Source organism: Pseudomonas frederiksbergensis (assembly GCF_017114915.1).
Lineage (GTDB): Bacteria > Pseudomonadota > Gammaproteobacteria > Pseudomonadales > Pseudomonadaceae > Aquipseudomonas > Aquipseudomonas frederiksbergensis_I.
The window spans coordinates 25,721-47,695 of the sequence record NZ_JAAUOE010000029.1; the positions used below are offsets into that span (position 1 = coordinate 25,721).

The following is a 21,975-nucleotide window of genomic DNA, read 5'->3' on the forward strand; positions in this document are numbered from 1 at the left end:
TCCTGTTAGGCAAGCCCGAAAGGCGTTGAGTTTGGCATAGAACCCACACGGCACGAAAGACCATGCAAGCTGACGGCGAGGTGTCCGCCAGACGCAGTCTTCGCTATAATCCGCGACCTGCCCACGCCGCAGGCTCGCCGAGCACATGTTGATTGCGGTCTGAGCCGCCATTATCCCGGTCTACACAGGGCCTGAAAGGATCGCGCAATGTTTGAAAACTTAACCGACCGTCTCTCGCAGACGCTGCGCCATGTCACCGGCAAGGCCAAGCTGACCGAAGACAACATCAAAGACACCCTGCGTGAAGTGCGCATGGCGTTGCTCGAGGCCGACGTCGCCTTGCCGGTGGTCAAAGACTTCGTCAATTCGGTCAAGGAGCGCGCTGTCGGCACCGAGGTGTCGCGCAGCCTGACGCCGGGCCAGGCCTTCGTGAAAATCGTCCAGGCCGAACTCGAAAGCCTGATGGGCGCGGCCAACGAAGACCTGAACCTGAGCGCCGTTCCACCGGCCGTGGTCCTGATGGCCGGCTTGCAGGGCGCGGGTAAAACCACGACCGCCGGCAAACTGGCGCGCTTGCTTAAAGAGCGCAAGAAGAAGTCGGTCATGGTCGTGTCCGCGGACGTTTACCGTCCGGCAGCGATCAAGCAGTTGGAAACCCTGGCCAACGACATCGGCGTGACGTTTTTCCCGTCCGACCTGAGCCAGAAGCCGGTCGACATCGCGCAAGCGGCTATTAAAGAAGCCAAACTGAAGTTCATCGACGTGGTCATCGTCGATACCGCCGGTCGTCTGCACATCGACGAAGAGATGATGGGCGAGATCAAGGCGCTGCACGCCGCGATCAATCCGGTCGAAACCCTGTTCGTGGTCGATGCCATGACCGGCCAGGACGCCGCCAACACGGCCAAGGCGTTCGGCGATGCGCTGCCGCTGACTGGTGTGATCCTGACCAAGGTCGACGGCGACGCCCGTGGCGGTGCCGCGTTGTCGGTACGTGCCATTACCGGCAAGCCGATCAAGTTCATCGGTATGGGCGAGAAGAGCGAAGCCCTCGAACCGTTCCACCCTGAGCGAATCGCTTCGCGCATCCTCGGCATGGGCGACGTGCTCAGCCTGATCGAGCAGGCTGAACAGACCCTCGACAAGGACAAGGCCGATAAACTGGCCAAGAAGCTGAAGAAGGGCAAGGGCTTCGACCTCGAAGACTTCCGTGATCAGCTGCAACAGATGAAGAACATGGGCGGCCTCGGCGGCCTCATGGACAAACTGCCGAATATCGGTGGTGTGAACCTGGCGCAGATGGGCAATGCCCAGGGCGCGGCAGAGAAGCAGTTCAAGCAGATGGAAGCCATCATCAACTCCATGACCCCGGCCGAGCGCCGCGACCCTGAGCTGATCAGCGGTTCGCGCAAGCGCCGGATCGCCATGGGTTCCGGCACCCAGGTGCAGGACATCGGTCGCTTGATCAAGCAGCACAAGCAGATGCAGAAGATGATGAAGAAGTTCTCCGCCAAAGGCGGAATGGCCAAAATGATGCGCGGCATGGGTGGTATGTTGCCCGGCGGCGGCATGCCGAAAATGTAAAGAATTCGCGCGGGAGCTTGCTCCTGCGCCGACCCACATGGACGTGGGATCTCCAGCAAACCCGCATTTGGCGGGAGCTGACTGGCCATCTTTAACGATGGCTCTATAGCAGATCTGAATGGCACGCCAATAGGCGCCGGAAAAAGACATTTGCAAAAGTCCGGATATTCCTTAGAATATGCGGCCTTTCGGGCACCTATGCCCGCTGTGCATTTAGATTTGCAGCACCGACTACAGGAACGATGTTCACATGCTAACAATCCGTCTTGCCCTTGGCGGCTCCAAAAAGCGCCCGTTTTACCACTTGACCGTAACCGACAGCCGCAATCCGCGTGACGGTTCGCACAAGGAACAGGTTGGTTTCTTCAACCCTGTTGCTCGTGGTCAAGAAGTTCGTCTGTCCGTGAACCAAGAGCGCGTAGCCTACTGGCTGAGCGTTGGTGCACAGCCTTCTGAGCGCGTTGCTCAGTTGTTGAAGGAATCTGCCAAGGCTGCGGCCTGAGCAATATGAACGCGACGCCAGCTGTTGCTGATGATTTGATCGTTATCGGCAAGATTTATTCTGTTCACGGCGTTCGCGGCGAAGTGAAGGTGTATTCCTTTACTGATCCGATCAAAAACCTGTTGGACTACAAAACCTGGACGCTCAAGCGCGAAGGCAACGTAAAACAGGTCGAGCTGGTCAGCGGACGCGGGAACGACAAGTTCCTGGTCGCAAAGCTCAAGGGTCTTGATGATCGTGAAGAAGCTCGTCTTCTGGCTGGTTATGAGATCTGCGTGCCGCGCAACCTGTTCCCTGAATTGACCGATGGCGAGTACTACTGGTACCAGCTGGAAGGTCTGAAGGTCATCGATACTCACGGGCAACTGTTTGGGAAAATCGATCATCTTCTGGAAACCGGCGCCAATGATGTAATGGTGGTCAAGCCTTGCGCTGGCAGCCTGGATGATCGTGAACGCCTGTTGCCGTATACCGAGCAATGCGTGTTGGCCGTCGACCTTGCCGCAGGCGAGATGAAGGTGGAATGGGACGCGGACTTCTAACGTGGCTAACTTGCGCGTCGAAGTGATCAGTTTGTTTCCCGAGATGTTTTCCGCCATCAGCGAGTACGGCATCACCAGTCGGGCGGTGAAACAGGGGCTCTTGCAGCTTACCTGTTGGAACCCGCGAGACTACACGACGGATCGACATCACACTGTGGACGATCGCCCGTTTGGCGGTGGTCCGGGCATGGTGATGAAGATCAAACCCCTGGAAGATGCTCTGGTTCAGGCCAAGGCAGCAGCCGGGGAGGCGGCGAAGGTAATTTACCTGTCCCCCCAAGGCCGTCAACTGACTCAGTCGGCGGTGCGCGAGTTGGCGAATCTGGATGCATTGATCCTGATTGCCGGCCGCTATGAAGGCATTGACGAGCGTTTTATTGATGCTCATGTCGATGAAGAGTGGTCGATTGGCGACTATGTACTGTCTGGTGGCGAGCTGCCGGCGATGGTCCTGATCGATGCGGTTACACGACTGCTGCCTGGAGCTTTAGGGCATGCGGACTCCGCCGAGGAAGATTCCTTTACGGATGGTTTGCTGGATTGCCCGCACTACACCCGACCGGAGGTGTATGCGGATCAGCGTGTTCCCGACGTATTGCTAAGTGGCAATCACGCGCGCATCCGGCGTTGGCGTTTACAGCAGTCCCTTGGTCGGACCTATGAACGACGCGCCGATCTTCTGGAAAGCCGCTCGCTTTCTGGAGAAGAGAAGAAGCTGCTCGAGGAATACATCCGCGAGCGGGACGATAGTTAACAACGTATCGATGGTAGATCCGACGATTTACCTTAGGAGCACAGCATGACTAACAAAATCATCCTTGCACTCGAAGCAGAGCAGATGACTAAAGAGATCCCTACCTTTGCCCCGGGCGACACCATTGTCGTTCAGGTGAAAGTGAAGGAAGGCGATCGTTCGCGTCTGCAAGCGTTCGAAGGCGTAGTTATCGCCAAGCGTAACCGCGGCGTAAACAGTGCTTTCACCGTTCGTAAAATCTCCAACGGTGTTGGCGTAGAGCGTACTTTCCAGACCTACAGCCCGCAAATCGACAGCATGGCTGTCAAGCGTCGCGGTGACGTACGTAAAGCCAAGCTGTACTACCTGCGTGACCTGTCCGGTAAAGCAGCTCGCATCAAGGAAAAACTGGCTTAAGTCCAGCTTCCGATGTCGAAACGCCGGCTTGCATAGCCTGCCAGGCGATTCAAGAAAATGCCCCGTATCGAGAGATGCGGGGCATTTTTCGTTATGGCTGCATATAAAGGCCGGCTAGGGTGCGGAGTCTGTGGGAGATGGTGCTAGGGGGATTTTGTCTGCGCAAAAGAAAACGCCCCGAACCAGTCGGGGCGTTTGCTTAAGGTGTTTCGGCGTTTGTGCGTGGGCGCTTAACGCTTCAGCGAAGCCGGCAGGTGCGGCTGGATCGCCGTCAGTACTGCCTTGAAGCACTTGGTGTTGCCAGCAACGACGTGGCCTTTCTCGAGGAAGTCGTGACCGCCAGTAAAGTCGCTCACCAAGCCGCCGGCTTCCTGGATTAGCAGGGCGCCTGCAGCCATGTCCCATTCGGACAGGCCTGATTCCCAGAAGGCGTCGAAACGGCCGGCGGCCACGTAGGCCAGGTCCAGGCTCGCTGCGCCAGCGCGGCGGATGCCGGCAGTCTGGCCAACCAGGGCGCGGAACATGCCCAGGTAGTTGTCGAGGTTGTCCATCTGGTCGTCGCGGAACGGGAAGCCGGTACCCAGCAGGGCGCCGTCCAGGCTGGTGCGGCCGCTGACGCGCAGGCGGCGGCCGTTCAGTTGGGCGCCGCGACCACGGCTGGCGGTGAATTCTTCCTGGCGAACCGGGTCCAGAACAACAGCGTGCTCCAGGCGGCCACGGTATTTGCAGGCGATGCTGACAGCGAAGTGGGGAATGCCGCGCAGAAAGTTGGTGGTGCCATCCAGTGGGTCGATGATCCACAAGTATTCTTCGCCTTCGATACCGCTGCCGGCGTGCAGGCCGGTTTCTTCACCCATGATCGAGTGATTCGGGTAGGCCTTGCGCAGTGCGTCGATGATTTTTTGTTCGGCGGCGCGATCCACCTCGGATACGTAATCCTTGGCGTCCTTTTCGTCGACCTTGATGGTATCCAGGCGCTCGATGGAGCGGAAGATCAATTCACTGGCGCTGCGGGCGGCGCGCAGCGCGATATTCAGCATGGGCTGCATGGATGTGTCACCTAAGGTTGTTAAAGAAAGCCGGGCATTCTATCAGAAAGTTTCTACAGGAGAAGGTTAGTGTTCGCTTTCATGGCTTAACGGTAGGAGGCGCTGTAAGATTCTGCTCCCGATAATGTGTTCGAGAGCGCCTCCCTTGCTGCAAAACATTCGTGTCGTCCTGGTCAATACCAGTCATCCCGGAAATATCGGCGGTGCTGCGCGTGCCATGAAGAACATGGGCCTGTCGCGACTGGTGTTGGTCGAGCCGCGGTTGTTCCCGCATCACGAGGCCGATGCGCGTGCGTCCGGTGCCGGGGACATCCTTGAAAACGCGCAAGTCGTCGCCACCTTGGAAGATGCCTTGGTCGGCTGCAATCTGGTGCTGGGTACCAGTGCTCGTGACCGTCGCATTCCCTGGCCGTTGCTTGATCCCCGCGAATGCGGTGTGAAGGTGGTCGCGGAGGCGGGGCAGGGTGCCGAGATTGCATTGGTGTTCGGTCGTGAGGATTCCGGCCTGACCAACGACGAGCTGCAGCGATGTCATTATCACGTGCATATCCCGTCGGATCCTGAGTTCAGTTCACTGAACCTCGGGGCGGCGGTGCAGGTGTTGAGCTATGAAGTGCGCATGTCCTGGCTGGCAGCCCAAGGTCAGCCGAGCAAGGTCGAGAAGGAAGAGGTGGCGTCCACCAAAAGTGGTGAGTTGGCGACCATGGATGAGCTGGAGCGATTCTATGAGCACCTGGAGCAAACCCTGGTGGCCATCGAATTCCTCGACCCGGAAAAACCACGGCACTTGATGGCGCGCCTGCGCCGGTTGTACGGACGCAGCTCGGTCAGTCGGGCGGAAATGAATATATTGCGTGGCATCCTCACGGAGACCCAGAAAGCGGCCCGTGGCGAGCTTCTAAATCGGAAGGATTGATGATGTTCGAGCGTTTGCGTGAAGATATCCAAAGTGTTTTTCATCGTGACCCGGCGGCGCGTAATGCTTTCGAGGTCCTGACATGCTACCCGGGCATGCACGCTATCTGGATTCATCGCCTGTCATCGGCGTTGTGGGGCATGGGCTGGAAATGGCTTGCGCGTTTGGTATCGAACTTCGGTCGCTGGTTGACCGGCATCGAGATTCATCCGGGTGCCAAGGTCGGTCGTCGCTTCTTTATTGATCACGGCATGGGCATCGTTATCGGTGAGACCGCCGAGATCGGCAACGACGTCACCCTTTATCAGGGCGTGACCCTCGGTGGTACCAGCTGGAACAAGGGCAAGCGTCACCCGACCCTGGAGGACGGCGTGGTGGTCGGCGCGGGCGCCAAGGTGCTCGGTCCGTTCACTGTCGGTGCCGGAGCCAAGGTGGGTTCCAATGCCGTGGTCACCAAGGCGGTTCCGCCTGGGGCAACAGTGGTGGGGATTCCGGGGCGGATCATCGTCAAGTCCGATGATGAGCAGGATGCCAGGCGCAAGGCCATGGCCGAGAAGATCGGTTTCGATGCCTACGGTGTCGGCGAAGACATGCCGGACCCGGTGGCTCGGGCGATCGGTCAGTTGCTCGATCACTTGCAGGCCGTCGATGGTCGCCTGGAAGGGATGTGCGGAGCATTGAAGGAACTGGGCAGTAATTACTGTGCCAAGGATCTGCCTGAGCTGCGCGAAGAAGACTTTGCCTGTGTGAAAGTCAAGGATGAAAGCAAGGCGAGCTGATTCCGGTGCAGGAGCTGCCGCAGGCGAAAAAATCGCAGCCTTCGGCAGCTCCTGCGCAGGTCGCATTTGCATATGCGCACCGCGCTGAGTGGTGTGCCATTACGGCGAAGACCCTGCTATGATGCGCGCGTTCTTTTGCGGGTAAACCTGACTAAAGTACTAGGTCTTATAGTTGACTTAAATACTCGGGAATTGCATACTCGCCCCATTCCGAACTCCGTGGTAATTGTCCATGCGACTGACTACAAAAGGCCGATACGCCGTGACCGCCATGCTTGACCTGGCGTTACACGCGCAGCACGGGCCGGTGTCCCTGGCCGATATCTCCGAGCGCCAAGGCATTTCCCTGTCCTACCTCGAGCAGCTTTTTGCCAAATTGCGCCGCAGCAATCTGGTGTCCAGCGTTCGCGGTCCGGGTGGTGGCTACCAGCTGTCCCGCGACATGCAGGGCATCCAGGTCGCTCAGGTGATCGATGCGGTCAACGAATCGGTCGATGCAACCAAATGCCAGGGACAGGGCGATTGCCATTCCGGTGACACCTGTCTGACCCACCATTTGTGGTGCGATCTGAGCCTGCAGATTCACGAATTTCTGAGCGGTATCAGCTTGGCTGACCTTGTAACTCGCCGTGAAGTGCAAGAAGTAGCCCAGCGTCAGGACCAGCGTCGTTGCAACAGCAAGACGCCACGCCTGGACAAGATTGAAGCGTCCGCCGTCGAATGACAGCCAAAGAGCTAGCGGCACGCCAGCCAGCCTGATTTAGGAGATAGTCCATGAAATTGCCGATTTACCTTGATTACTCTGCGACCACCCCGGTTGATCCGCGTGTCGCGCAAAAAATGAGTGAATGCCTGCTGGTCGACGGAAACTTCGGTAACCCGGCGTCCCGTTCCCACGTGTTCGGCTGGAAAGCTGAAGAGTCCGTCGAGAACGCTCGTCGTCAGGTCGCAGACCTGGTTAACGCCGACCCGCGTGAAATCGTCTGGACCTCCGGTGCCACCGAGTCCGACAACCTGGCAATCAAGGGTGCGGCGCATTTCTACTCCACCAAAGGCAAGCACCTGATCACCTCCAAGATCGAACACAAGGCGGTTCTCGATACCATGCGCCAACTGGAGCGCGAAGGTTTCGAAGTCACCTACCTCGATCCGACTGAAGACGGTCTGATTACTCCGGCCATGGTTGAGGCTGCCCTGCGCGACGACACCATTCTGGTCTCGGTCATGCACGTGAACAACGAAATCGGCACCATCAACGACATCGCCGCTATCGGTGAGCTGACCCGCTCCCGTGGCATCCTGTTACATGTCGACGCCGCTCAGTCCACCGGCAAGGTCGAGATTGACCTGCAGAAGCTGAAAGTCGACCTGATGTCGTTCTCTGCCCACAAAACCTACGGGCCTAAAGGCATCGGCGCGCTGTACGTCAGTCGCAAGCCGCGTGTGCGCATCGAAGCGACCATGCACGGCGGCGGTCATGAGCGTGGCATGCGTTCCGGTACCCTGGCGACTCACCAGATCGTCGGCATGGGCGAAGCGTTCCGTGTGGCCAAGGAAGACATGGCCGCCGAAAATGTACGCATCAAGGCCCTGAGCGACCGTTTCTTCAAGCAGGTCGAAAGCCTGGAAGAACTGTACGTCAATGGCAGCATGACCGCCCGCGTACCGCACAACCTGAACCTGAGCTTCAACTACGTTGAAGGCGAGTCGCTGATCATGGCGCTCAAGGATCTGGCGGTTTCGTCCGGTTCGGCCTGCACCTCGGCATCGCTTGAGCCTTCGTACGTGCTGCGCGCCCTGGGCCGCAACGACGAACTGGCACACAGCTCGATTCGCTTCACCTTCGGCCGTTTCACCACCGAAGAAGAAATCGACTACGCCGCGCAGAAAGTCTGCGAGGCCGTCACCAAGCTGCGCACTCTGTCGCCGCTGTGGGACATGTACAAAGACGGCGTCGACATTTCGAAAATCGAGTGGGCGGCACACTAAATATAGAAGCCGCCACATACAGGTTCTGTAGCGACGCGGCGATTGAAGCAGGCGTAACTACAGGGCCTCAAGAGCGGCCTGATGAGTGAGGATTAAGAATCATGGCTTACAGCGAAAAGGTCATCGACCACTACGAAAACCCGCGCAACGTCGGCAAGATGGATGCGGAAGATCCTGATGTCGGCACCGGCATGGTCGGCGCTCCAGCATGCGGTGACGTGATGCGTCTGCAGATCAAGGTCAACGAGCAAGGCGTGATCGAAGACGCCAAGTTCAAGACTTATGGTTGCGGTTCGGCGATCGCCTCCAGCTCCCTGGCGACCGAGTGGATGAAAGGCAAGACTCTGGATGAAGCAGAGACCATCAAGAACACTCAGCTGGCCGAAGAACTGGCCCTGCCGCCAGTGAAAATTCACTGCTCCGTACTCGCTGAAGACGCTATCAAAGCGGCCGTTCGCGACTACAAGCAGAAGAAAGGCTTGATCTGACTTTCAAGATTTGGCGACGAGTAAGGAGTCACCGATGGCTATCAGCATGACAGAAGCGGCTGCTCAACACGTGCGACGTTCCCTCAACGGGCGCGGCAAGGGTGATGGGATTCGCCTGGGTGTTCGCACCACGGGCTGTTCCGGCCTTGCCTATGTGCTGGAGTTTGTCGACGAGGTAGGCGCGGACGATCAGGTGTTCGAAAGTCACGGCGAGAAAGTGATCATCGACCCGAAAAGCCTGGCGTACCTGGACGGCACCGAGCTTGATTTCGTCAAGGAAGGGTTGAACGAAGGCTTCAAGTTCAATAACCCCAACGTACGCGGTGAATGTGGCTGCGGCGAAAGCTTCAACATCTGAGGCTACTCGTGGGTACTCCTTGTCATTTCGCTTTATTTGAGCTGCAACCGAGTTTCAATCTGGATCTCGATCAGCTGGCTACGCGCTACCGTGAGTTGGCGCGCGGCGTTCATCCGGACCGCTTTGCCGACGCTTCCGAGCGCGAGCAGCGGCTGGCGCTCGAGCAATCCGCGAGCCTCAACGAGGCCTACCAGACGCTCAAAAGCCCCCCCAAGCGCGCGCGATACTTGCTCGCATTGAGTGGTGGCGAGTTGCCGCTGGAGGTCACGGTGCATGATCCGGAGTTTCTTCTGCAGCAGATGGAGTTGCGTGAAGAGCTCGAAGACCTGCAGGACAGTGCCGATATGGCCGGTATTGCAGCGTTCAAGCGTCGCCTGAAAACCGCTCAGGATGAACTGAACCAAAGCTTCGCAGCCTGTTGGAATGATGCAGCGCAACGTGAACGGGCCGAGCGCCTGATGCGGCGTATGCAGTTCCTCGACAAGCTCACCTACGAAGTGCGCCAGTTAGAAGAGCGCCTCGACGATTAACCCAGTGCCGCTCCGGTCGCACGCCTGATATACAGATAAGTCCTGATCACGATGGCCCTACTGCAGATCGCCGAACCCGGCCAAAGTCCTCAACCGCACCAGCGTCGTCTGGCTGTGGGGATCGACTTGGGCACTACCAATTCGCTGGTCGCTGCATTGCGCAGTGGTCTTTCCGAGCCTCTGGCGGATGCTGATGGGCAGGTTATCCTGCCGTCTGCCGTGCGCTATCACGCCGATCGCATCGAAGTCGGCGAATCGGCCAAGCTGGCCGCCGCTACCGATCCTTTGAATACCGTGCTGTCGGTCAAGCGCTTGATGGGTCGTGGTCTGTCCGACGTCAAGCAATTGGGCGATCAGCTGCCGTACCGTTTTGTCGACGGCGAGTCGCACATGCCGTTCATCGATACAGTGCAAGGCCCGAAAAGCCCGGTCGAAGTTTCCGCCGATATCCTCAAGGTGCTGCGTCAGCGCGCTGAAGCGACCTTGGGTGGCGAACTGGTCGGTGCGGTGATCACCGTTCCGGCCTATTTCGATGACGCTCAGCGTCAAGCCACCAAGGATGCGGCCAAACTGGCCGGCCTGAACGTGCTGCGCTTGCTCAACGAACCGACTGCTGCTGCGGTGGCTTATGGCCTGGATCAGCAGGCTGAAGGTCTGGTCGCCATTTACGACCTGGGTGGCGGTACTTTCGATATTTCGATTCTGCGCCTGACCGGCGGTGTGTTCGAAGTGCTGGCTACCGGCGGCGACAGCGCCCTGGGTGGTGATGACTTCGACCACGCAATCGCCGGCTGGATCATCGAGAGTGCCGGTCTGTCGGCCGACCTCGATCCGGGTGCGCAGCGCAATCTGCTGCAAACCGCCTGTGCGGCCAAAGAGGCGCTGACCAATGTCGCGGCTGTGGAAGTTGCTTATGGCGGCTGGAAGTCCGAGCTGACCCGTGAAGCCTTCAATGCGCTGATCGAGCCGATGGTTGCTCGCAGCCTCAAAGCCTGCCGCCGCGCGGTGCGTGATTCCGGCGTCGAGCTGGAAGACGTTCACGCGGTGGTGATGGTCGGCGGCTCGACTCGCGTACCGCGCGTTCGCGAAGCCGTTGCGCAAGCCTTCGGTCGCGAACCGTTGACCGAAATCGACCCGGATCAAGTCGTGGCCATCGGTGCCGCGATCCAGGCCGATACCTTGGCCGGCAATAAGCGTGACGGCGGCGAACTGCTGTTGCTCGATGTGATTCCGTTGTCCTTGGGGCTGGAAACCATGGGCGGTCTGATGGAGAAGGTGATTCCGCGCAACACCACCATCCCCGTCGCCCGCGCCCAGGACTTCACCACTTACAAAGATGGCCAGTCGGCCATGGCGATCCACGTATTGCAGGGCGAGCGTGAGTTGATCAGCGACTGCCGCTCCCTGGCGCGCTTCGAATTGCGCGGTATTCCGGCGATGGTGGCCGGTGCGGCGAAGATTCGCGTGACCTTCCAGGTCGACGCCGACGGTCTGCTCAACGTCTCAGCCCGGGAATTGGGTTCGGGCGTTGAAGCCAGCATTCAGGTCAAACCGTCCTACGGCCTGACCGACGGCGAGATCGCCAAAATGCTCAAGGATTCGTTCCAGCACGCCAACGACGACAAGGTCGCCCGCGTATTGCGTGAGCAGCAGGTCGATGCCCAGCGCCTGATCGAGGCGGTGCAGGGCGCTCTGGAGGTCGACGGCGAACGCCTGCTCGACGCCGAAGAGCGCATGGTCATCGAATTGCAGATGCAGGAACTGACCGAATTGATGAAAGGCACCGATGGTTACGCCATCGAGCAGCAGACCAAGCGTCTGTCGCAAGTGACCGATGCCTTTGCTGCCCGCCGCCTGGACTCGACGGTGAAAGCCGCTCTGGCGGGGCGCAATCTGAATGAAATCGAGGAATAGTTGATGCCGCAGGTCATTTTTCTGCCACACGAGAAGTTCTGCCCGGAAGGCATGGTTGTAGAGGCTGAGCCCGGCATCTCCATTCTCGAACTGGCCCATGAACACCATATCGAGATGGAAAGCGCCTGTGGCGGTGTCTGCGCGTGCACCACTTGTCACTGCATCGTTCGCGAAGGTTTCGATTCGCTGGAAGAGGCTGATGAGCTGGAGGAAGACTATCTTGATAAGGCTTGGGGGCTGGAGGCTCAGTCACGCCTGGCCTGTCAGGCAAAGGTCGGGACTGAAGACCTGACCATCGAAATTCCGAAATACTCGCTCAACCATGCAGCCGAAGCGCCGCACTGATTCAAGGAGCCGAAATGAGTCTGAAATGGGTTGATGTGCTGGAGATCGCGATTCAGCTGGCTGAGTCAAAGCCGGATGTGGACCCGCGTTACGTGAACTTCGTCGATCTGCACCAGTGGGTGCTGGCATTGCCGGAGTTCAGTGATGATCCGACCCGCGGTGGCGAGAAGGTGCTTGAAGCCATTCAGGCCGCCTGGATCGAAGAAGCAGACTGATTCTGCACCGTACGCAGTTAGGCAATACCAAAGAACCCGCGTATAATTCGCGGGTTTAATTTTTCGCAAATTACCGTTTCTGGAGTTACACCATGGCTGTTCAACGTACTTTCTCCATCATCAAGCCTGACGCTGTTGCTAAAAACGTCATCGGCGAGATCACCACTCGTTTCGAAAAAGCAGGCCTGCGCGTTGTAGCTTCGAAACTGAAGCAACTGTCCAAAGCCGAAGCTGAAGGCTTCTACGCTGAGCACAGCGCTCGTGGTTTCTTCAACGACCTGGTTGCTTTCATGATCTCCGGTCCGGTTGTCGTTCAGGTTCTGGAAGGCGAAAACGCTATCGCTCTGAACCGTGAGCTGATGGGCGCTACCAACCCTAAAGAAGCTGCTCCTGGCACCATCCGCGCTGACTTCGCTGATTCCATCGACGCCAACGCCGTACACGGTTCGGACTCCGAAGCCGCTGCTGCTCGCGAAATCTCGTACTTCTTCGCAGCTACTGAAGTAACCACTCGCTAAGCATTGGCTTAAGAGTGAAGGTGAATCCATGACTACATCGACTGTAAAAACCAACCTGCTGGGTCTGACTCAACAGGAAATGGAAAAATTCTTCGACTCAATCGGGGAGAAGCGTTTCCGTGCCGGTCAGGTAATGAAATGGATTCACCACTTTGGCGTCGATGATTTCGACGCCATGACGAACGTCAGCAAGGCCTTGCGCGAAAAGCTCAAGGCTGTTGCTGAAATTCGTGGTCCGGAAGTGGTCAGCGAGGACATCTCCAGCGACGGCACCCGTAAGTGGGTGGTGCGCGTGGCGTCCGGCAGCTGCGTCGAGACCGTATACATTCCCCAGGGCAAACGCGGCACCTTGTGCGTTTCGTCCCAGGCAGGCTGTGCCCTGGATTGCAGTTTCTGCTCCACCGGCAAGCAAGGTTTCAATAGCAACCTTACCGCCGCCGAAGTCATCGGCCAGGTGTGGATTGCCAACAAATCCTTTGGCAGCGTCCCGGCAACCGTCGACCGTGCCATCACCAACGTGGTGATGATGGGCATGGGTGAGCCGCTGCTGAACTTCGACAACGTCGTGGCCGCCATGCATCTGATGATGGATGACCTGGGCTATGGCATCTCCAAGCGCCGCGTCACCCTGTCGACTTCGGGTGTGGTGCCGATGATTGATGAGCTGTCCAAGCACATTGATGTTTCCCTGGCGTTGTCCCTGCACGCACCGAATGACGCATTGCGTAACCAATTGGTGCCGATCAACAAGAAGTATCCGCTTAAGATGCTGCTGGAATCGTGTCAGCGCTACATGTCGTCCCTGGGCGAAAAGCGCGTATTGACCATCGAGTACACCTTGCTCAAGGACATCAACGACAAGGTCGAGCACGCGGTCGAAATGATCGAGTTGCTCAAGAACATTCCGTGCAAGATCAACCTGATTCCGTTCAACCCGTTCCCGCATTCCGGTTACGAGCGCCCGAGCAACAACGCGATTCGCCGTTTCCAGGATCAGCTTCACCATGCAGGCTTCAACGTCACCGTGCGCACCACCCGCGGTGAAGACATCGACGCCGCGTGTGGCCAATTGGTAGGGCAGGTGCTGGATCGCACCCGTCGCAGCGAACGTTATATCGCCGTGCGTGAATTGAGCGCCGACAGCGATATGCCACAAAGCGCTGCGAACAATAATTAAGAGAGGATCTCTATGTCCCTGCGCTTTGCGCTGCTAGTGCTGTTGGCCAGCCTTTGTGCTGGTTGTGTCCTGTCGGGCGATTTCAACCCGATGAAGACCAGCAAGGGTCGTGACGAAGCGCGTGCCGCCTACGTGCAGCTGGGACTGGGGTACTTGCAGCAGGGCATGACCGAGCGGGCCAAAGTCCCGTTGAAGAAGGCGTTGGAACTTGATGACTCGGATGCTGATGCCAACGCCGCCCTGGGGCTGGTGTTCCAGGCCGAGGCGGAGCCGGAACTGGCCGATCGGCATTTTCGCAAGGCGCTGTCTTCTCGTCCCGCCGATGCGCGAATCCTGAATAACTACGGCAGTTTTCTGTTCGAAGAAAAACGTTACAAAGAGGCGTACGAGCGCTTTGAACAGGCCGCCGCCGATACCCTGTATCCTGAGCGTTCGCGGGTTTTCGAGAACCTGGGCATGACCGCTTCAAAGCTTGGCCAGCGTGACCTGGCCCGCCAGCAACTGGAAAAAGCCCTGCGTTTGAACCGCCAGCAGCCACGCGCCTTGCTGGAAATGGCTGAGTTGTCATTCGAAGACAGGCATTATGTGCCCGCGCGTGACTATTACGACCGTTTTAGCCTGCTCAGCGAGCAAAATGCACGTAGTCTATTGCTCGGTGTTCGACTGGCAAAAGTGTTCGAAGATCGCGACAAGGCCGCAAGTTTCGGCCTGCAATTAAAACGACTCTATCCCGGTACTCCGGAATATCAGCAATACCTGTCGGAGCAATGATGAAAGCGGCGCATCCCGAAGTTGTAGCAGCGAATCGCGTTAATCCCGGTGAGACCTTGCGCCAGGCCCGCGAAAGCAATGGCTGGTCGCTGGCCGAAGTGGCCCTCAAGCTCAACCTCACCGTCAACTCCCTGAGCAATCTGGAAGCCGGCGCTTTCGACAAGCTGCCCGGGCACACCTTTGCTCGCGGTTATATTCGCGCGTACGCCAAATTGCTGGGCATGGACCAGGCTGTTCTGGTTCAGCAGTTCGACCAATCCACCGGTACCGACTCCCAGGGCAGCAACGTCCACAGCCTGGGGCGTATCGAAGAACCCGTTCGGGTTTCCCACACCATCTTGCGAATTGTCAGCCTGCTGTTGCTGATCGCGGTGATTGGCGGTGGCTTTGTGTGGTGGCAGGATCAAACCTCATTGCGCACCAAGGACCTGATCGGTCTGGCCCCGGAGCACGTTGAAGTCGAAGGCGCCGACGGCACCACCCAGATTCATCCGCTGGACGAGCCGGAAGACCAGGCCGTTGCAGAAGGTCAGGCTGAAGGTGAAACGCCTCTTGCGTTGCCTCAGGCCGAGGAGCCAGCCAGCGCTGAAACGAGCGCACCGGCTCCAGCTCCGGCAGTTCCAACAGTAACGCCTTCGGCTCCGGCCCACAGCACTGCTCCGGCTGTCGCGACACCGGCGACGCCAGCCCCGGCTGTTCCCGCCGTACCGGCACCGGTTGTGACCGCTCCGATTGCCCCGACCACTCCTGCACCCGCTCCGGCGGCTGTTGCTCCGGTGGCTGGCCTGGGTCAGGTTCAACTGCAATTCACCGCCGATTGCTGGACGCAAGTGACCGACGGCACGGGTAAAGTGCTGTTGAGCGGTCTCAAGCGTAAAGGCGAAAGTGTTTCCGTCAGCGGCAAGCCGCCCTTTGCCGTGCGTCTGGGCTTTGCCCGTGGCGCGCAGGTCAGCTACAACGGGCAGGTGGTTGATGTCGCTCCGTTCACCAGTGGCGAGACTGCTCGCCTGAAGTTGGGTCAATAAGTCATGCACGGCGAATCTCCAATCAAGCGTCGCGAATCCCGGAAAATCTGGGTCGGTAACGTGCCTGTTGGCGGCGATGCGCCTATCGCTGTGCAGAGCATGACCAACAGCGACACCAATGACGTGGCCGCCACCGTGGCCCAGATCAATCGTCTGGAAGCTGCTGGCGTCGATATCGTTCGGGTTTCGGTGCCGGACATGGACGCCGCCGAAGCCTTCGGCAAGATCAAGCAACTGGTCAAAGTGCCGTTGGTGGCCGACATCCACTTCGACTACAGGATCGCACTGCGCGTAGCCGAACTGGGCGTCGATTGCCTGCGGATCAACCCGGGCAACATCGGTCGCGAAGACCGCGTGCGTGCGGTGGTCGATGCCGCCCGTGATCGCGGGATTCCAATCCGCATCGGCGTGAACGCCGGTTCCCTGGAAAAAGACCTGCAAAAGAAGTACGGCGAGCCAACCCCGGCTGCGTTGGTCGAGTCTGCCTTGCGTCACGTCGAACACCTCGAGCGCCTGAATTTCCAGGACTTCAAGGTCAGCGTAAAAGCCTCCGACGTGTTCATGGCCGTTGAAGCCTACCGTTTGCTGGCCAAGGAAATCGTCCAGCCGCTGCACCTGGGCATCACCGAAGCCGGTGGTTTGCGTTCAGGCACAGTGAAATCCGCCGTGGGCCTCGGTATGCTGCTCGCCGAAGGGATTGGCGATACTATTCGCATCTCGTTGGCGGCCGACCCGGTCGAGGAAGTGAAAGTCGGCTACGACATTCTCAAGTCCCTGCACCTGCGTTCCCGTGGCATCAACTTCATCGCCTGCCCGAGCTGCTCGCGGCAGAACTTCGATGTGGTCAAGACCATGAACGAGCTGGAAGGGCGTCTCGAAGACCTGCTGGTGCCGCTGGATGTCGCGGTGATCGGTTGCGTGGTCAACGGGCCGGGCGAAGCCAAGGAAGCCCATATCGGCTTGACCGGCGGCACGCCAAACCTGATTTACATCGACGGCAAGCCGTCACAGAAACTGACGAATGACAATCTGGTGGATGAGCTTGAACGCTTGATCCGCCAGAAGGCGGCCGAAAAGGTCGAAGCCGACGCTGCCGTTATCGCGCGTGGCTGAGCCTGACTAAAGAGCCGAACGAATTTAAGGATTTAAAGTGAGCAAGTCTCTGCAAGCCATTCGTGGCATGAACGACATCCTGCCTGAACAGACTCCCCTGTGGCGTCATTTCGAGGGCACCGTTTCGCGTCTGCTGGATAACTACGGTTATAAGCAGATTCGCATGCCGATCGTCGAGTTCACCGAGCTGTTCAAGCGCTCCATCGGTGAAGTGACCGACATCGTCGAAAAAGAGATGTACACCTTCGACGACCGCAACGGCGATTCCCTGACCCTGCGCCCTGAAGGCACGGCGGCCTGTGTGCGTGCCGTGCTCGAGCACGGCATCACCGGCGGCGGCCAGGTGCAGAAACTCTGGTACATCGGCCCGATGTTCCGTCACGAGCGTCCGCAGAAAGGTCGTTATCGCCAGTTCCACCAGATCGGCTGCGAAGTCTTCAACCTCGACGGTCCGGACATCGACGCCGAACTGATTGTGCTGACCTGGCGCCTGTGGGGCGAGCTGGGTATCCGCGACGCGGTCAAGCTCGAACTCAACAGCCTGGGCACCAGCGAATCCCGTAGCCGTTATCGCGAAGCATTGGTCCAGTACCTGTCCGCTCGCCTGGATCAACTGGACGAAGACAGCCAGCGTCGTCTGAAGACCAACCCGCTGCGGGTTCTGGATACCAAGAACGCCGACACTCAAGCGGTGCTGGCCGACGCGCCGAAAATGGCCGACTACCTCGACGAAGAGTCCCGCGTGCACTTCGAGGGCCTCAAGGCTCGTCTGGACGCCGCCGGCATTCCTTATGTCATCAACCCGAAGCTGGTTCGCGGGCTGGATTACTACAGCAAGACCGTATTCGAATGGGTCACTGACCAGTTGGGCGCCCAGGGCACCGTGTGTGCCGGTGGTCGTTACGACGGTCTGGTGGAGCAGATGGGCGGCAAGCCGACCCCGGGCGTCGGTTTCGCCATGGGTATCGAGCGTCTGGTGCTGCTGTTGGAAACCCTGGAGCAGATCCCCGAAGAGATCTCCCGTCAGGTCGATGTTTACCTCTGCGCCTTCGGTGAAGCGGCCGAGCTGGCCGGTCTGACCCTGAGCGAGCGTGTTCGTGATCAATTGCCCAACCTGCGCCTGCAAGTCAATGCTGGCGCCGGCAGCTTCAAAAGCCAGTTCAAGAAAGCCGACAAGAGCGGTGCGCTGTACGCATTGATCCTCGGTGACGACGAAATGGCCCAGCAAGTGGTAGGTTTCAAACCCCTGCGTGGCCAGGGCGAACAACAAAGCATTGCCTGGGATGCGCTTGCAGCACACCTGGCCACCTGCGTCGTGCAGGGTTGAAGCTGTCAAACAGCCGATTTAGCGATTAAGGAGTATTGGGGTGTCGAGTACCGAAGACGAACATCTGGCGGAGTTGAAGGACTGGTGGACACGCAACGGCAAGCCCCTGGTCACTGGCGGCCTGTTGGCGCTGGTCATCGTGTTCGGCTGGCAGGCCTTTCAGAAGTATCAGAGCAATCAGTCGCAAGGCGCCTCGATTCTCTATCAGCAATTGCTCGAAACCACGCTGACGCCTGACGGCAAGCCCGATGCTGCACGTGTTTCGGAACTGGCCGGCAAGCTCAAAAGCGAGTTCGGTGGCAGCGCTTATGCGCAATACGGCAGCCTGTTCGTGGCCAAAGTCGCGGTCGACAGCGCCAAGCTGGACGACGCCGCCAGCGAGCTGAAAGCCATCGTCGACAAACCGGCCAACCCGGCACTGGGCGAAATCGCCCGTCAGCGCCTGGCGCAGGTGCTGGCCGCGCAGAACAAGGTCGATGAAGCCCTGAAACTGCTCGAAGGCGATGCCGACAAGGCCTTCCTGGCCACCCGTGAAGAACTCAAGGGCGATCTGCTGGTGCAGTTGGGTCGTACCGACGAAGCGAACGCAGCGTATCAAAAAGCCAAGGCGGCACTGTCGGATGAAGCGGCGGTCGGCGGCCTACAAATCAAGCTGGACGACCTGGCCAAAGGGGATGCGTGACGTGATCCGTTGGAAACATGCAGCATTGCTGACTCTGGCCATACTGGCCGCGGGTTGCAGCAGCAACAGCAAAAAAGAATTGCCGCCGGCCGAGTTGACCGACTTCAAGGAAGAAGTGGTTCTGCACAAGCAGTGGAGTCGTTCGATCGGTGACGGTCAGGGCGAAACCTACAACATGCTGGTTCCGGCGATCGATGGCGATACCCTCTATGCCGCCGACGTCACCGGTGTGGTGATGGCGATGGATCGCGGCAATGGCGACGTCAAATGGAAGAAAGATCTCGAACTGCCTGTCTCCGGCGCCGTTGGCGTGGGTTACGGTCTGGTCATGATCGGCACGCTCAAGGGTGAAATCGTTGCCCTGGATGCCAGCAGCGGTGAAGAGAAATGGCGCGCTCGCGTGACCAGTGAAGTCCTCGCGCCGCCGGCCACCAACGGTGACGTTGTTGTGGTTCAGACCCAGGATGACCGTCTGATCGGTCTGGACGCCGCAACTGGCAACCAGCGCTGGTTGTATGACAGCACGCCAGCGGTTCTGACCCTGCGTGGCACCAGCGCACCGATCGTCACCAACCGTCTCGCGGTGGCTGGCCTGTCGACAGGTAAAATAGTCGCTCTCGATGTGTCCAACGGCGTGCCGGTGTGGGAGCAGCGTGTAGCGATTCCACAAGGTCGTTCGGAGCTGGAGCGTGTGGTCGATATCGACGGTGGCTTGCTGCTGTCCGGTGGCACGCTGTATGTCGCCAGCTACCAGGGTCGCGTCGCGGCACTGGACCTGGAAAGCGGTCGTCAGCTCTGGCAGCGTGATGCTTCCAGCTATGCCGGCGTCGCTCAGGGTTTTGGCAGCGTCTACGTGAGCCTGTCTTCGGGCACCGTTGAAGGCGTCGACGAACGTTCCACCACGGCTTTGTGGAGCAACGATTCGCTGGCCCGCCGTCAACTGTCGGCTCCGGAAGTGTTCTCCAGCTACGTTGCAGTCGGTGACCTGGAAGGTTACCTGCACCTGTTGAGTCAGGTGGACGGTCGTTTCGTCGGCCGCGAGCGCATCGACAGCGACGGCCTGCGTGCCCGTCCGCTGGTGGTGGGTGACACGATTTATGTGTATGGCAACAGCGGCAAACTGGAAGCCCTGACCATCAAGTAACGACTATGCTTGGGTTTTAACCCCAAGCGGCTTCACCTGTAGGAGCGAGCTTGCTCGCGATGGACGTCAACGATTACGGTTGCTGTCTGAATAAACGCGGTGTCGTTGCGTTTTTTGCGAGCAAGCTCGCTCCTACAGTGATTGCCCCGAGCACCAGCCGCTGCCTCGCAGCGGCTTTTGTATTTTCTGAAATAACGAAGTGGAGAGCCGCATGGTTCCCGTAATCGCCCTGGTGGGCCGACCGAACGTCGGCAAGTCCACCTTGTTCAACCGCCTGACCAGGACTCGCGACGCCATCGTTGGCGACTTGTCCGGTCTGACCCGTGATCGCCAGTACGGTGAGGCCAAGTGGCAAGGGCGTTCCTACATTTTGATCGACACCGGCGGTATCTCCGGTGACGAACACGGTATGGACGAAAAAATGGCCGAGCAGTCGCTGCTGGCCATTGAAGAAGCGGATGTCGTTCTGTTCCTGGTGGATGCCAAGGCCGGTTTCACTGCGGCAGACCAGATGATCGCCGAGCACTTGCGCAAGCGTAACAAGCGCTCCTACGTGGTCGCCAACAAGGTCGACAACATCGACCCGGAAATGGCCCGCGCCGAATTTGCCCCGCTGGGCATGGGCCACGCGATCCCGATCGCCGGTGCTCACGGTCGTGGCATCACCCAGATGCTGGAAATCGCCCTGAGCGACTTCCCGAGAGACGAAGAAGAACCGCAGGAAGGCGAAGAGGAAGAGATCGTTGCCGAAGGTGAGGAAGCCAAGCGCATTCCTGGCCCGAGCGAAAAAGACGGTATCAAGATCGCTATCATCGGCCGTCCGAACGTCGGCAAGTCGACCCTGGTCAACCGCATGCTCGGTGAAGACCGGGTGATCGTGTATGACCAACCCGGCACCACCCGCGACAGTATCTACATCCCGTTCGAGCGTAATGACGAGAAGTACACGCTGATCGACACCGCCGGTGTGCGCAAGCGCGGCAAGATTCACGAAGAAGTCGAAAAGTTCTCCGTGGTCAAAACCCTGCAGGCGATCAAAGACGCCAACGTGGTGATCTTCGTGATGGACGCCCGCGAAGGCGTGGTGGACCACGATCTCAACCTGCTGGGCTTTGCCCTTGAAGCCGGTCGTGCGCTGGTGATCGCGATCAACAAGTGGGACGGCATGACGCCGAGCGAGCGCGATTTCGTGAAGGTCGAGCTGCAACGTCGCCTGTTCTTCGTTGACTTCGCCGACATCCACTTCATCTCGGCCCTGCATGGCACCGGCGTAGGCAACCTCTATGCGTCGGTACAGAACTCGTTCAAGTCCGCGGTCACCCGTTGGCCGACCAACCGCCTGACCCAGATTCTGGAAGACGCGGTCGGCGAGCACGCGCCACCGATGGTCAACAACCGCCGGATCAAGCTGCGTTATGCCCACTTGGGTGGTGCGAACCCGCCGATCATCGTGATCCACGGTAACCAGATCGAGAAGGTGCCGAAGTCGTACGTGCGCTATCTGGAAAACACTTACCGTCGTGTGCTCAAGCTGGTCGGCACGCCGATCCGTATCGAGTTCAAGGGCGGCGAGAACCCGTATGAAGGCAACAAGAACACGCTCACCGACCGCCAGGTCAACAAGAAGCGTCGTTTGATGTCGCACCACAAGAAGGCCGACAAGAAGCGCCGCGACAAGCGCTGATTCACAGCAGCACGTCATTGATCGTTCCCACGCTCTGCGTGGGAATGCCGCTACGGACGCTCCGCGTCCATCGTGAATGTGACGCAGAGCGTCACGGGATGCATTCCCACGCAGAGCGTGGGGACGATCGATTTAGAGAAGGGCGCCTGTTGGTGCCCTTTTTTTATGGGCGC

The 21,975-nt window shown here is 58.8% G+C and carries 25 protein-coding genes; 24 read left to right on the forward strand and 1 reads right to left on the reverse strand.

All coding sequences use genetic code 11. From position 1 onward, the window contains the following. Nucleotides 1–207: 207 nt before the first annotated feature. The 5 genes from ffh to rplS all read left to right on the forward strand — a co-directional run bounded on the left by ffh (nucleotide 208) and on the right by rplS (nucleotide 3,778). The gene (gene ffh / locus HCU66_RS19375; protein ID WP_205889994.1) at nucleotides 208–1,584 is read left to right on the forward strand and encodes a signal recognition particle protein; all 1,377 of its coding nucleotides are present in this window, start codon (nucleotides 208–210) and stop codon (nucleotides 1,582–1,584) included. Nucleotides 1,585–1,834: 250 nt separating this feature from the next. Continuing rightward, nucleotides 1,835–2,086, forward strand: a complete 252-nt coding sequence (gene rpsP / locus HCU66_RS19380; protein WP_003198088.1) for a 30S ribosomal protein S16 — start codon at nucleotides 1,835–1,837, stop codon at nucleotides 2,084–2,086. A gap of 5 nt (nucleotides 2,087–2,091) precedes the next feature. Further along, nucleotides 2,092–2,628 carry a ribosome maturation factor RimM gene (gene rimM / locus HCU66_RS19385; RefSeq protein ID WP_105340217.1) on the forward strand — a complete coding sequence of 179 codons (537 nt, stop codon included), beginning with the start codon at nucleotides 2,092–2,094 and terminating at the stop codon, nucleotides 2,626–2,628. Nucleotides 2,629–2,671: 43 nt separating this feature from the next. Next, nucleotides 2,672–3,382 carry a tRNA (guanosine(37)-N1)-methyltransferase TrmD gene (trmD, locus tag HCU66_RS19390; protein ID WP_241015580.1) on the forward strand — a complete coding sequence of 237 codons (711 nt, stop codon included), beginning with the start codon at nucleotides 2,672–2,674 and terminating at the stop codon, nucleotides 3,380–3,382. 45 nt (nucleotides 3,383–3,427) lie between these two features. Then, the gene (gene rplS / locus HCU66_RS19395; protein ID WP_003175895.1) at nucleotides 3,428–3,778 is read left to right on the forward strand and encodes a 50S ribosomal protein L19; all 351 of its coding nucleotides are present in this window, start codon (nucleotides 3,428–3,430) and stop codon (nucleotides 3,776–3,778) included. A gap of 230 nt (nucleotides 3,779–4,008) precedes the next feature. On the opposite strand, the gene suhB is transcribed toward rplS, so the two are convergent. After that, nucleotides 4,009–4,827, reverse strand: a complete 819-nt coding sequence (gene suhB, locus HCU66_RS19400; RefSeq protein ID WP_205889996.1) for a type III secretion system regulator SuhB — start codon at nucleotides 4,825–4,827, stop codon at nucleotides 4,009–4,011. A gap of 145 nt (nucleotides 4,828–4,972) precedes the next feature. Between suhB and trmJ the strand changes: the two genes are divergently transcribed. The 19 genes from trmJ to der all read left to right on the forward strand — a co-directional run bounded on the left by trmJ (nucleotide 4,973) and on the right by der (nucleotide 21,802). After that, nucleotides 4,973–5,743: a tRNA (cytosine(32)/uridine(32)-2'-O)-methyltransferase TrmJ gene (gene trmJ / locus HCU66_RS19405; RefSeq protein WP_205889997.1), complete on the forward strand. Its 771-nt coding sequence runs from the start codon at nucleotides 4,973–4,975 to the stop codon at nucleotides 5,741–5,743. Between the two features lie 2 nt (nucleotides 5,744–5,745). Further along, nucleotides 5,746–6,522 (forward strand): serine O-acetyltransferase, encoded by a 777-nt coding sequence (gene cysE, locus HCU66_RS19410; RefSeq protein WP_205889998.1) that lies wholly within the window; start codon nucleotides 5,746–5,748, stop codon nucleotides 6,520–6,522. Between the two features lie 232 nt (nucleotides 6,523–6,754). Continuing rightward, complete coding sequence (iscR, locus tag HCU66_RS19415) at nucleotides 6,755–7,246, forward strand: Fe-S cluster assembly transcriptional regulator IscR (RefSeq protein WP_007941394.1); 492 nt, start codon at nucleotides 6,755–6,757, stop codon at nucleotides 7,244–7,246. A gap of 50 nt (nucleotides 7,247–7,296) precedes the next feature. Beyond that, entirely contained in the window at nucleotides 7,297–8,511 is a 1,215-nt protein-coding gene (locus HCU66_RS19420) for an IscS subfamily cysteine desulfurase (RefSeq protein ID WP_205889999.1), read from the forward strand. A 101-nt stretch (nucleotides 8,512–8,612) separates the two neighbouring features. Further along, nucleotides 8,613–8,999, forward strand: coding sequence for a Fe-S cluster assembly scaffold IscU (gene iscU / locus HCU66_RS19425; RefSeq protein ID WP_027619655.1), 387 nt, complete (start codon nucleotides 8,613–8,615; stop codon nucleotides 8,997–8,999). Between the two features lie 34 nt (nucleotides 9,000–9,033). Beyond that, nucleotides 9,034–9,357, forward strand: a complete 324-nt coding sequence (iscA, locus tag HCU66_RS19430; RefSeq protein WP_007941391.1) for an iron-sulfur cluster assembly protein IscA — start codon at nucleotides 9,034–9,036, stop codon at nucleotides 9,355–9,357. Between the two features lie 8 nt (nucleotides 9,358–9,365). Further along, nucleotides 9,366–9,887 (forward strand): co-chaperone HscB, encoded by a 522-nt coding sequence (hscB, locus tag HCU66_RS19435; RefSeq protein WP_007941389.1) that lies wholly within the window; start codon nucleotides 9,366–9,368, stop codon nucleotides 9,885–9,887. 51 nt (nucleotides 9,888–9,938) lie between these two features. Continuing rightward, nucleotides 9,939–11,801 carry a Fe-S protein assembly chaperone HscA gene (gene hscA, locus HCU66_RS19440; RefSeq protein ID WP_205890000.1) on the forward strand — a complete coding sequence of 621 codons (1,863 nt, stop codon included), beginning with the start codon at nucleotides 9,939–9,941 and terminating at the stop codon, nucleotides 11,799–11,801. A gap of 3 nt (nucleotides 11,802–11,804) precedes the next feature. Next, on the forward strand, nucleotides 11,805–12,146 hold the full coding sequence (gene fdx, locus HCU66_RS19445) for an ISC system 2Fe-2S type ferredoxin (protein WP_008070976.1): 342 nt from the start codon (nucleotides 11,805–11,807) through the stop codon (nucleotides 12,144–12,146). A gap of 14 nt (nucleotides 12,147–12,160) precedes the next feature. Continuing rightward, nucleotides 12,161–12,361, forward strand: coding sequence for a Fe-S cluster assembly protein IscX (gene iscX, locus HCU66_RS19450; protein ID WP_007941386.1), 201 nt, complete (start codon nucleotides 12,161–12,163; stop codon nucleotides 12,359–12,361). Between the two features lie 92 nt (nucleotides 12,362–12,453). Continuing rightward, nucleotides 12,454–12,879 carry a nucleoside-diphosphate kinase gene (gene ndk / locus HCU66_RS19455; RefSeq protein WP_018927065.1) on the forward strand — a complete coding sequence of 142 codons (426 nt, stop codon included), beginning with the start codon at nucleotides 12,454–12,456 and terminating at the stop codon, nucleotides 12,877–12,879. 28 nt (nucleotides 12,880–12,907) lie between these two features. After that, a complete protein-coding gene (rlmN, locus tag HCU66_RS19460) occupies nucleotides 12,908–14,056 on the forward strand; it encodes a dual-specificity RNA methyltransferase RlmN (RefSeq protein ID WP_205890001.1) in 1,149 nt (382 codons plus the stop codon). Nucleotides 14,057–14,068: 12 nt separating this feature from the next. Continuing rightward, nucleotides 14,069–14,827 carry a type IV pilus biogenesis/stability protein PilW gene (gene pilW / locus HCU66_RS19465; RefSeq protein ID WP_205890002.1) on the forward strand — a complete coding sequence of 253 codons (759 nt, stop codon included), beginning with the start codon at nucleotides 14,069–14,071 and terminating at the stop codon, nucleotides 14,825–14,827. Then, nucleotides 14,827–15,852 carry a RodZ domain-containing protein gene (locus HCU66_RS19470; protein WP_205890003.1) on the forward strand — a complete coding sequence of 342 codons (1,026 nt, stop codon included), beginning with the start codon at nucleotides 14,827–14,829 and terminating at the stop codon, nucleotides 15,850–15,852. The genes pilW and HCU66_RS19470 overlap by 1 nt, the downstream gene beginning before the upstream one ends. Before the next feature lie 3 nt (nucleotides 15,853–15,855). Beyond that, nucleotides 15,856–16,965: a flavodoxin-dependent (E)-4-hydroxy-3-methylbut-2-enyl-diphosphate synthase gene (ispG, locus tag HCU66_RS19475; RefSeq protein ID WP_003185136.1), complete on the forward strand. Its 1,110-nt coding sequence runs from the start codon at nucleotides 15,856–15,858 to the stop codon at nucleotides 16,963–16,965. A 37-nt stretch (nucleotides 16,966–17,002) separates the two neighbouring features. Beyond that, nucleotides 17,003–18,292 carry a histidine--tRNA ligase gene (hisS, locus tag HCU66_RS19480; protein WP_205890004.1) on the forward strand — a complete coding sequence of 430 codons (1,290 nt, stop codon included), beginning with the start codon at nucleotides 17,003–17,005 and terminating at the stop codon, nucleotides 18,290–18,292. Nucleotides 18,293–18,332: 40 nt separating this feature from the next. Further along, nucleotides 18,333–18,974, forward strand: a complete 642-nt coding sequence (locus tag HCU66_RS19485; protein WP_205890005.1) for a tetratricopeptide repeat protein — start codon at nucleotides 18,333–18,335, stop codon at nucleotides 18,972–18,974. Continuing rightward, a complete protein-coding gene (bamB, locus tag HCU66_RS19490) occupies nucleotides 18,967–20,118 on the forward strand; it encodes an outer membrane protein assembly factor BamB (RefSeq protein ID WP_205890006.1) in 1,152 nt (383 codons plus the stop codon). Before HCU66_RS19485 ends, bamB begins: the two co-directional genes overlap by 8 nt. A gap of 211 nt (nucleotides 20,119–20,329) precedes the next feature. Then, nucleotides 20,330–21,802, forward strand: coding sequence for a ribosome biogenesis GTPase Der (der, locus tag HCU66_RS19495; protein WP_205890007.1), 1,473 nt, complete (start codon nucleotides 20,330–20,332; stop codon nucleotides 21,800–21,802). Nucleotides 21,803–21,975: the final 173 nt, after the last annotated feature.

Coding starts and splice junctions, on each gene's coding strand:
- bamB (WP_205890006.1), top strand. CDS start 18,967: ATGCGTGACGTGATCCGTTGGAAACATGCAGCATTGCTGACTCTGGCC.
- ndk (WP_018927065.1), top strand. CDS start 12,454: ATGGCTGTTCAACGTACTTTCTCCATCATCAAGCCTGACGCTGTTGCT.
- iscU (WP_027619655.1), top strand. CDS start 8,613: ATGGCTTACAGCGAAAAGGTCATCGACCACTACGAAAACCCGCGCAAC.
- cysE (WP_205889998.1), top strand. CDS start 5,746: ATGTTCGAGCGTTTGCGTGAAGATATCCAAAGTGTTTTTCATCGTGAC.
- pilW (WP_205890002.1), top strand. CDS start 14,069: ATGTCCCTGCGCTTTGCGCTGCTAGTGCTGTTGGCCAGCCTTTGTGCT.
- rlmN (WP_205890001.1), top strand. CDS start 12,908: ATGACTACATCGACTGTAAAAACCAACCTGCTGGGTCTGACTCAACAG.
- ispG (WP_003185136.1), top strand. CDS start 15,856: ATGCACGGCGAATCTCCAATCAAGCGTCGCGAATCCCGGAAAATCTGG.
- hscA (WP_205890000.1), top strand. CDS start 9,939: ATGGCCCTACTGCAGATCGCCGAACCCGGCCAAAGTCCTCAACCGCAC.
- fdx (WP_008070976.1), top strand. CDS start 11,805: ATGCCGCAGGTCATTTTTCTGCCACACGAGAAGTTCTGCCCGGAAGGC.
- trmD (WP_241015580.1), top strand. CDS start 2,672: ATGTTTTCCGCCATCAGCGAGTACGGCATCACCAGTCGGGCGGTGAAA.
- iscX (WP_007941386.1), top strand. CDS start 12,161: ATGAGTCTGAAATGGGTTGATGTGCTGGAGATCGCGATTCAGCTGGCT.
- suhB (WP_205889996.1), bottom strand. CDS start 4,827: ATGCAGCCCATGCTGAATATCGCGCTGCGCGCCGCCCGCAGCGCCAGT.
- iscR (WP_007941394.1), top strand. CDS start 6,755: ATGCGACTGACTACAAAAGGCCGATACGCCGTGACCGCCATGCTTGAC.
- HCU66_RS19420 (WP_205889999.1), top strand. CDS start 7,297: ATGAAATTGCCGATTTACCTTGATTACTCTGCGACCACCCCGGTTGAT.
- ffh (WP_205889994.1), top strand. CDS start 208: ATGTTTGAAAACTTAACCGACCGTCTCTCGCAGACGCTGCGCCATGTC.
- der (WP_205890007.1), top strand. CDS start 20,330: ATGGTTCCCGTAATCGCCCTGGTGGGCCGACCGAACGTCGGCAAGTCC.
- rpsP (WP_003198088.1), top strand. CDS start 1,835: ATGCTAACAATCCGTCTTGCCCTTGGCGGCTCCAAAAAGCGCCCGTTT.
- rimM (WP_105340217.1), top strand. CDS start 2,092: ATGAACGCGACGCCAGCTGTTGCTGATGATTTGATCGTTATCGGCAAG.
- iscA (WP_007941391.1), top strand. CDS start 9,034: ATGGCTATCAGCATGACAGAAGCGGCTGCTCAACACGTGCGACGTTCC.
- HCU66_RS19470 (WP_205890003.1), top strand. CDS start 14,827: ATGAAAGCGGCGCATCCCGAAGTTGTAGCAGCGAATCGCGTTAATCCC.
- rplS (WP_003175895.1), top strand. CDS start 3,428: ATGACTAACAAAATCATCCTTGCACTCGAAGCAGAGCAGATGACTAAA.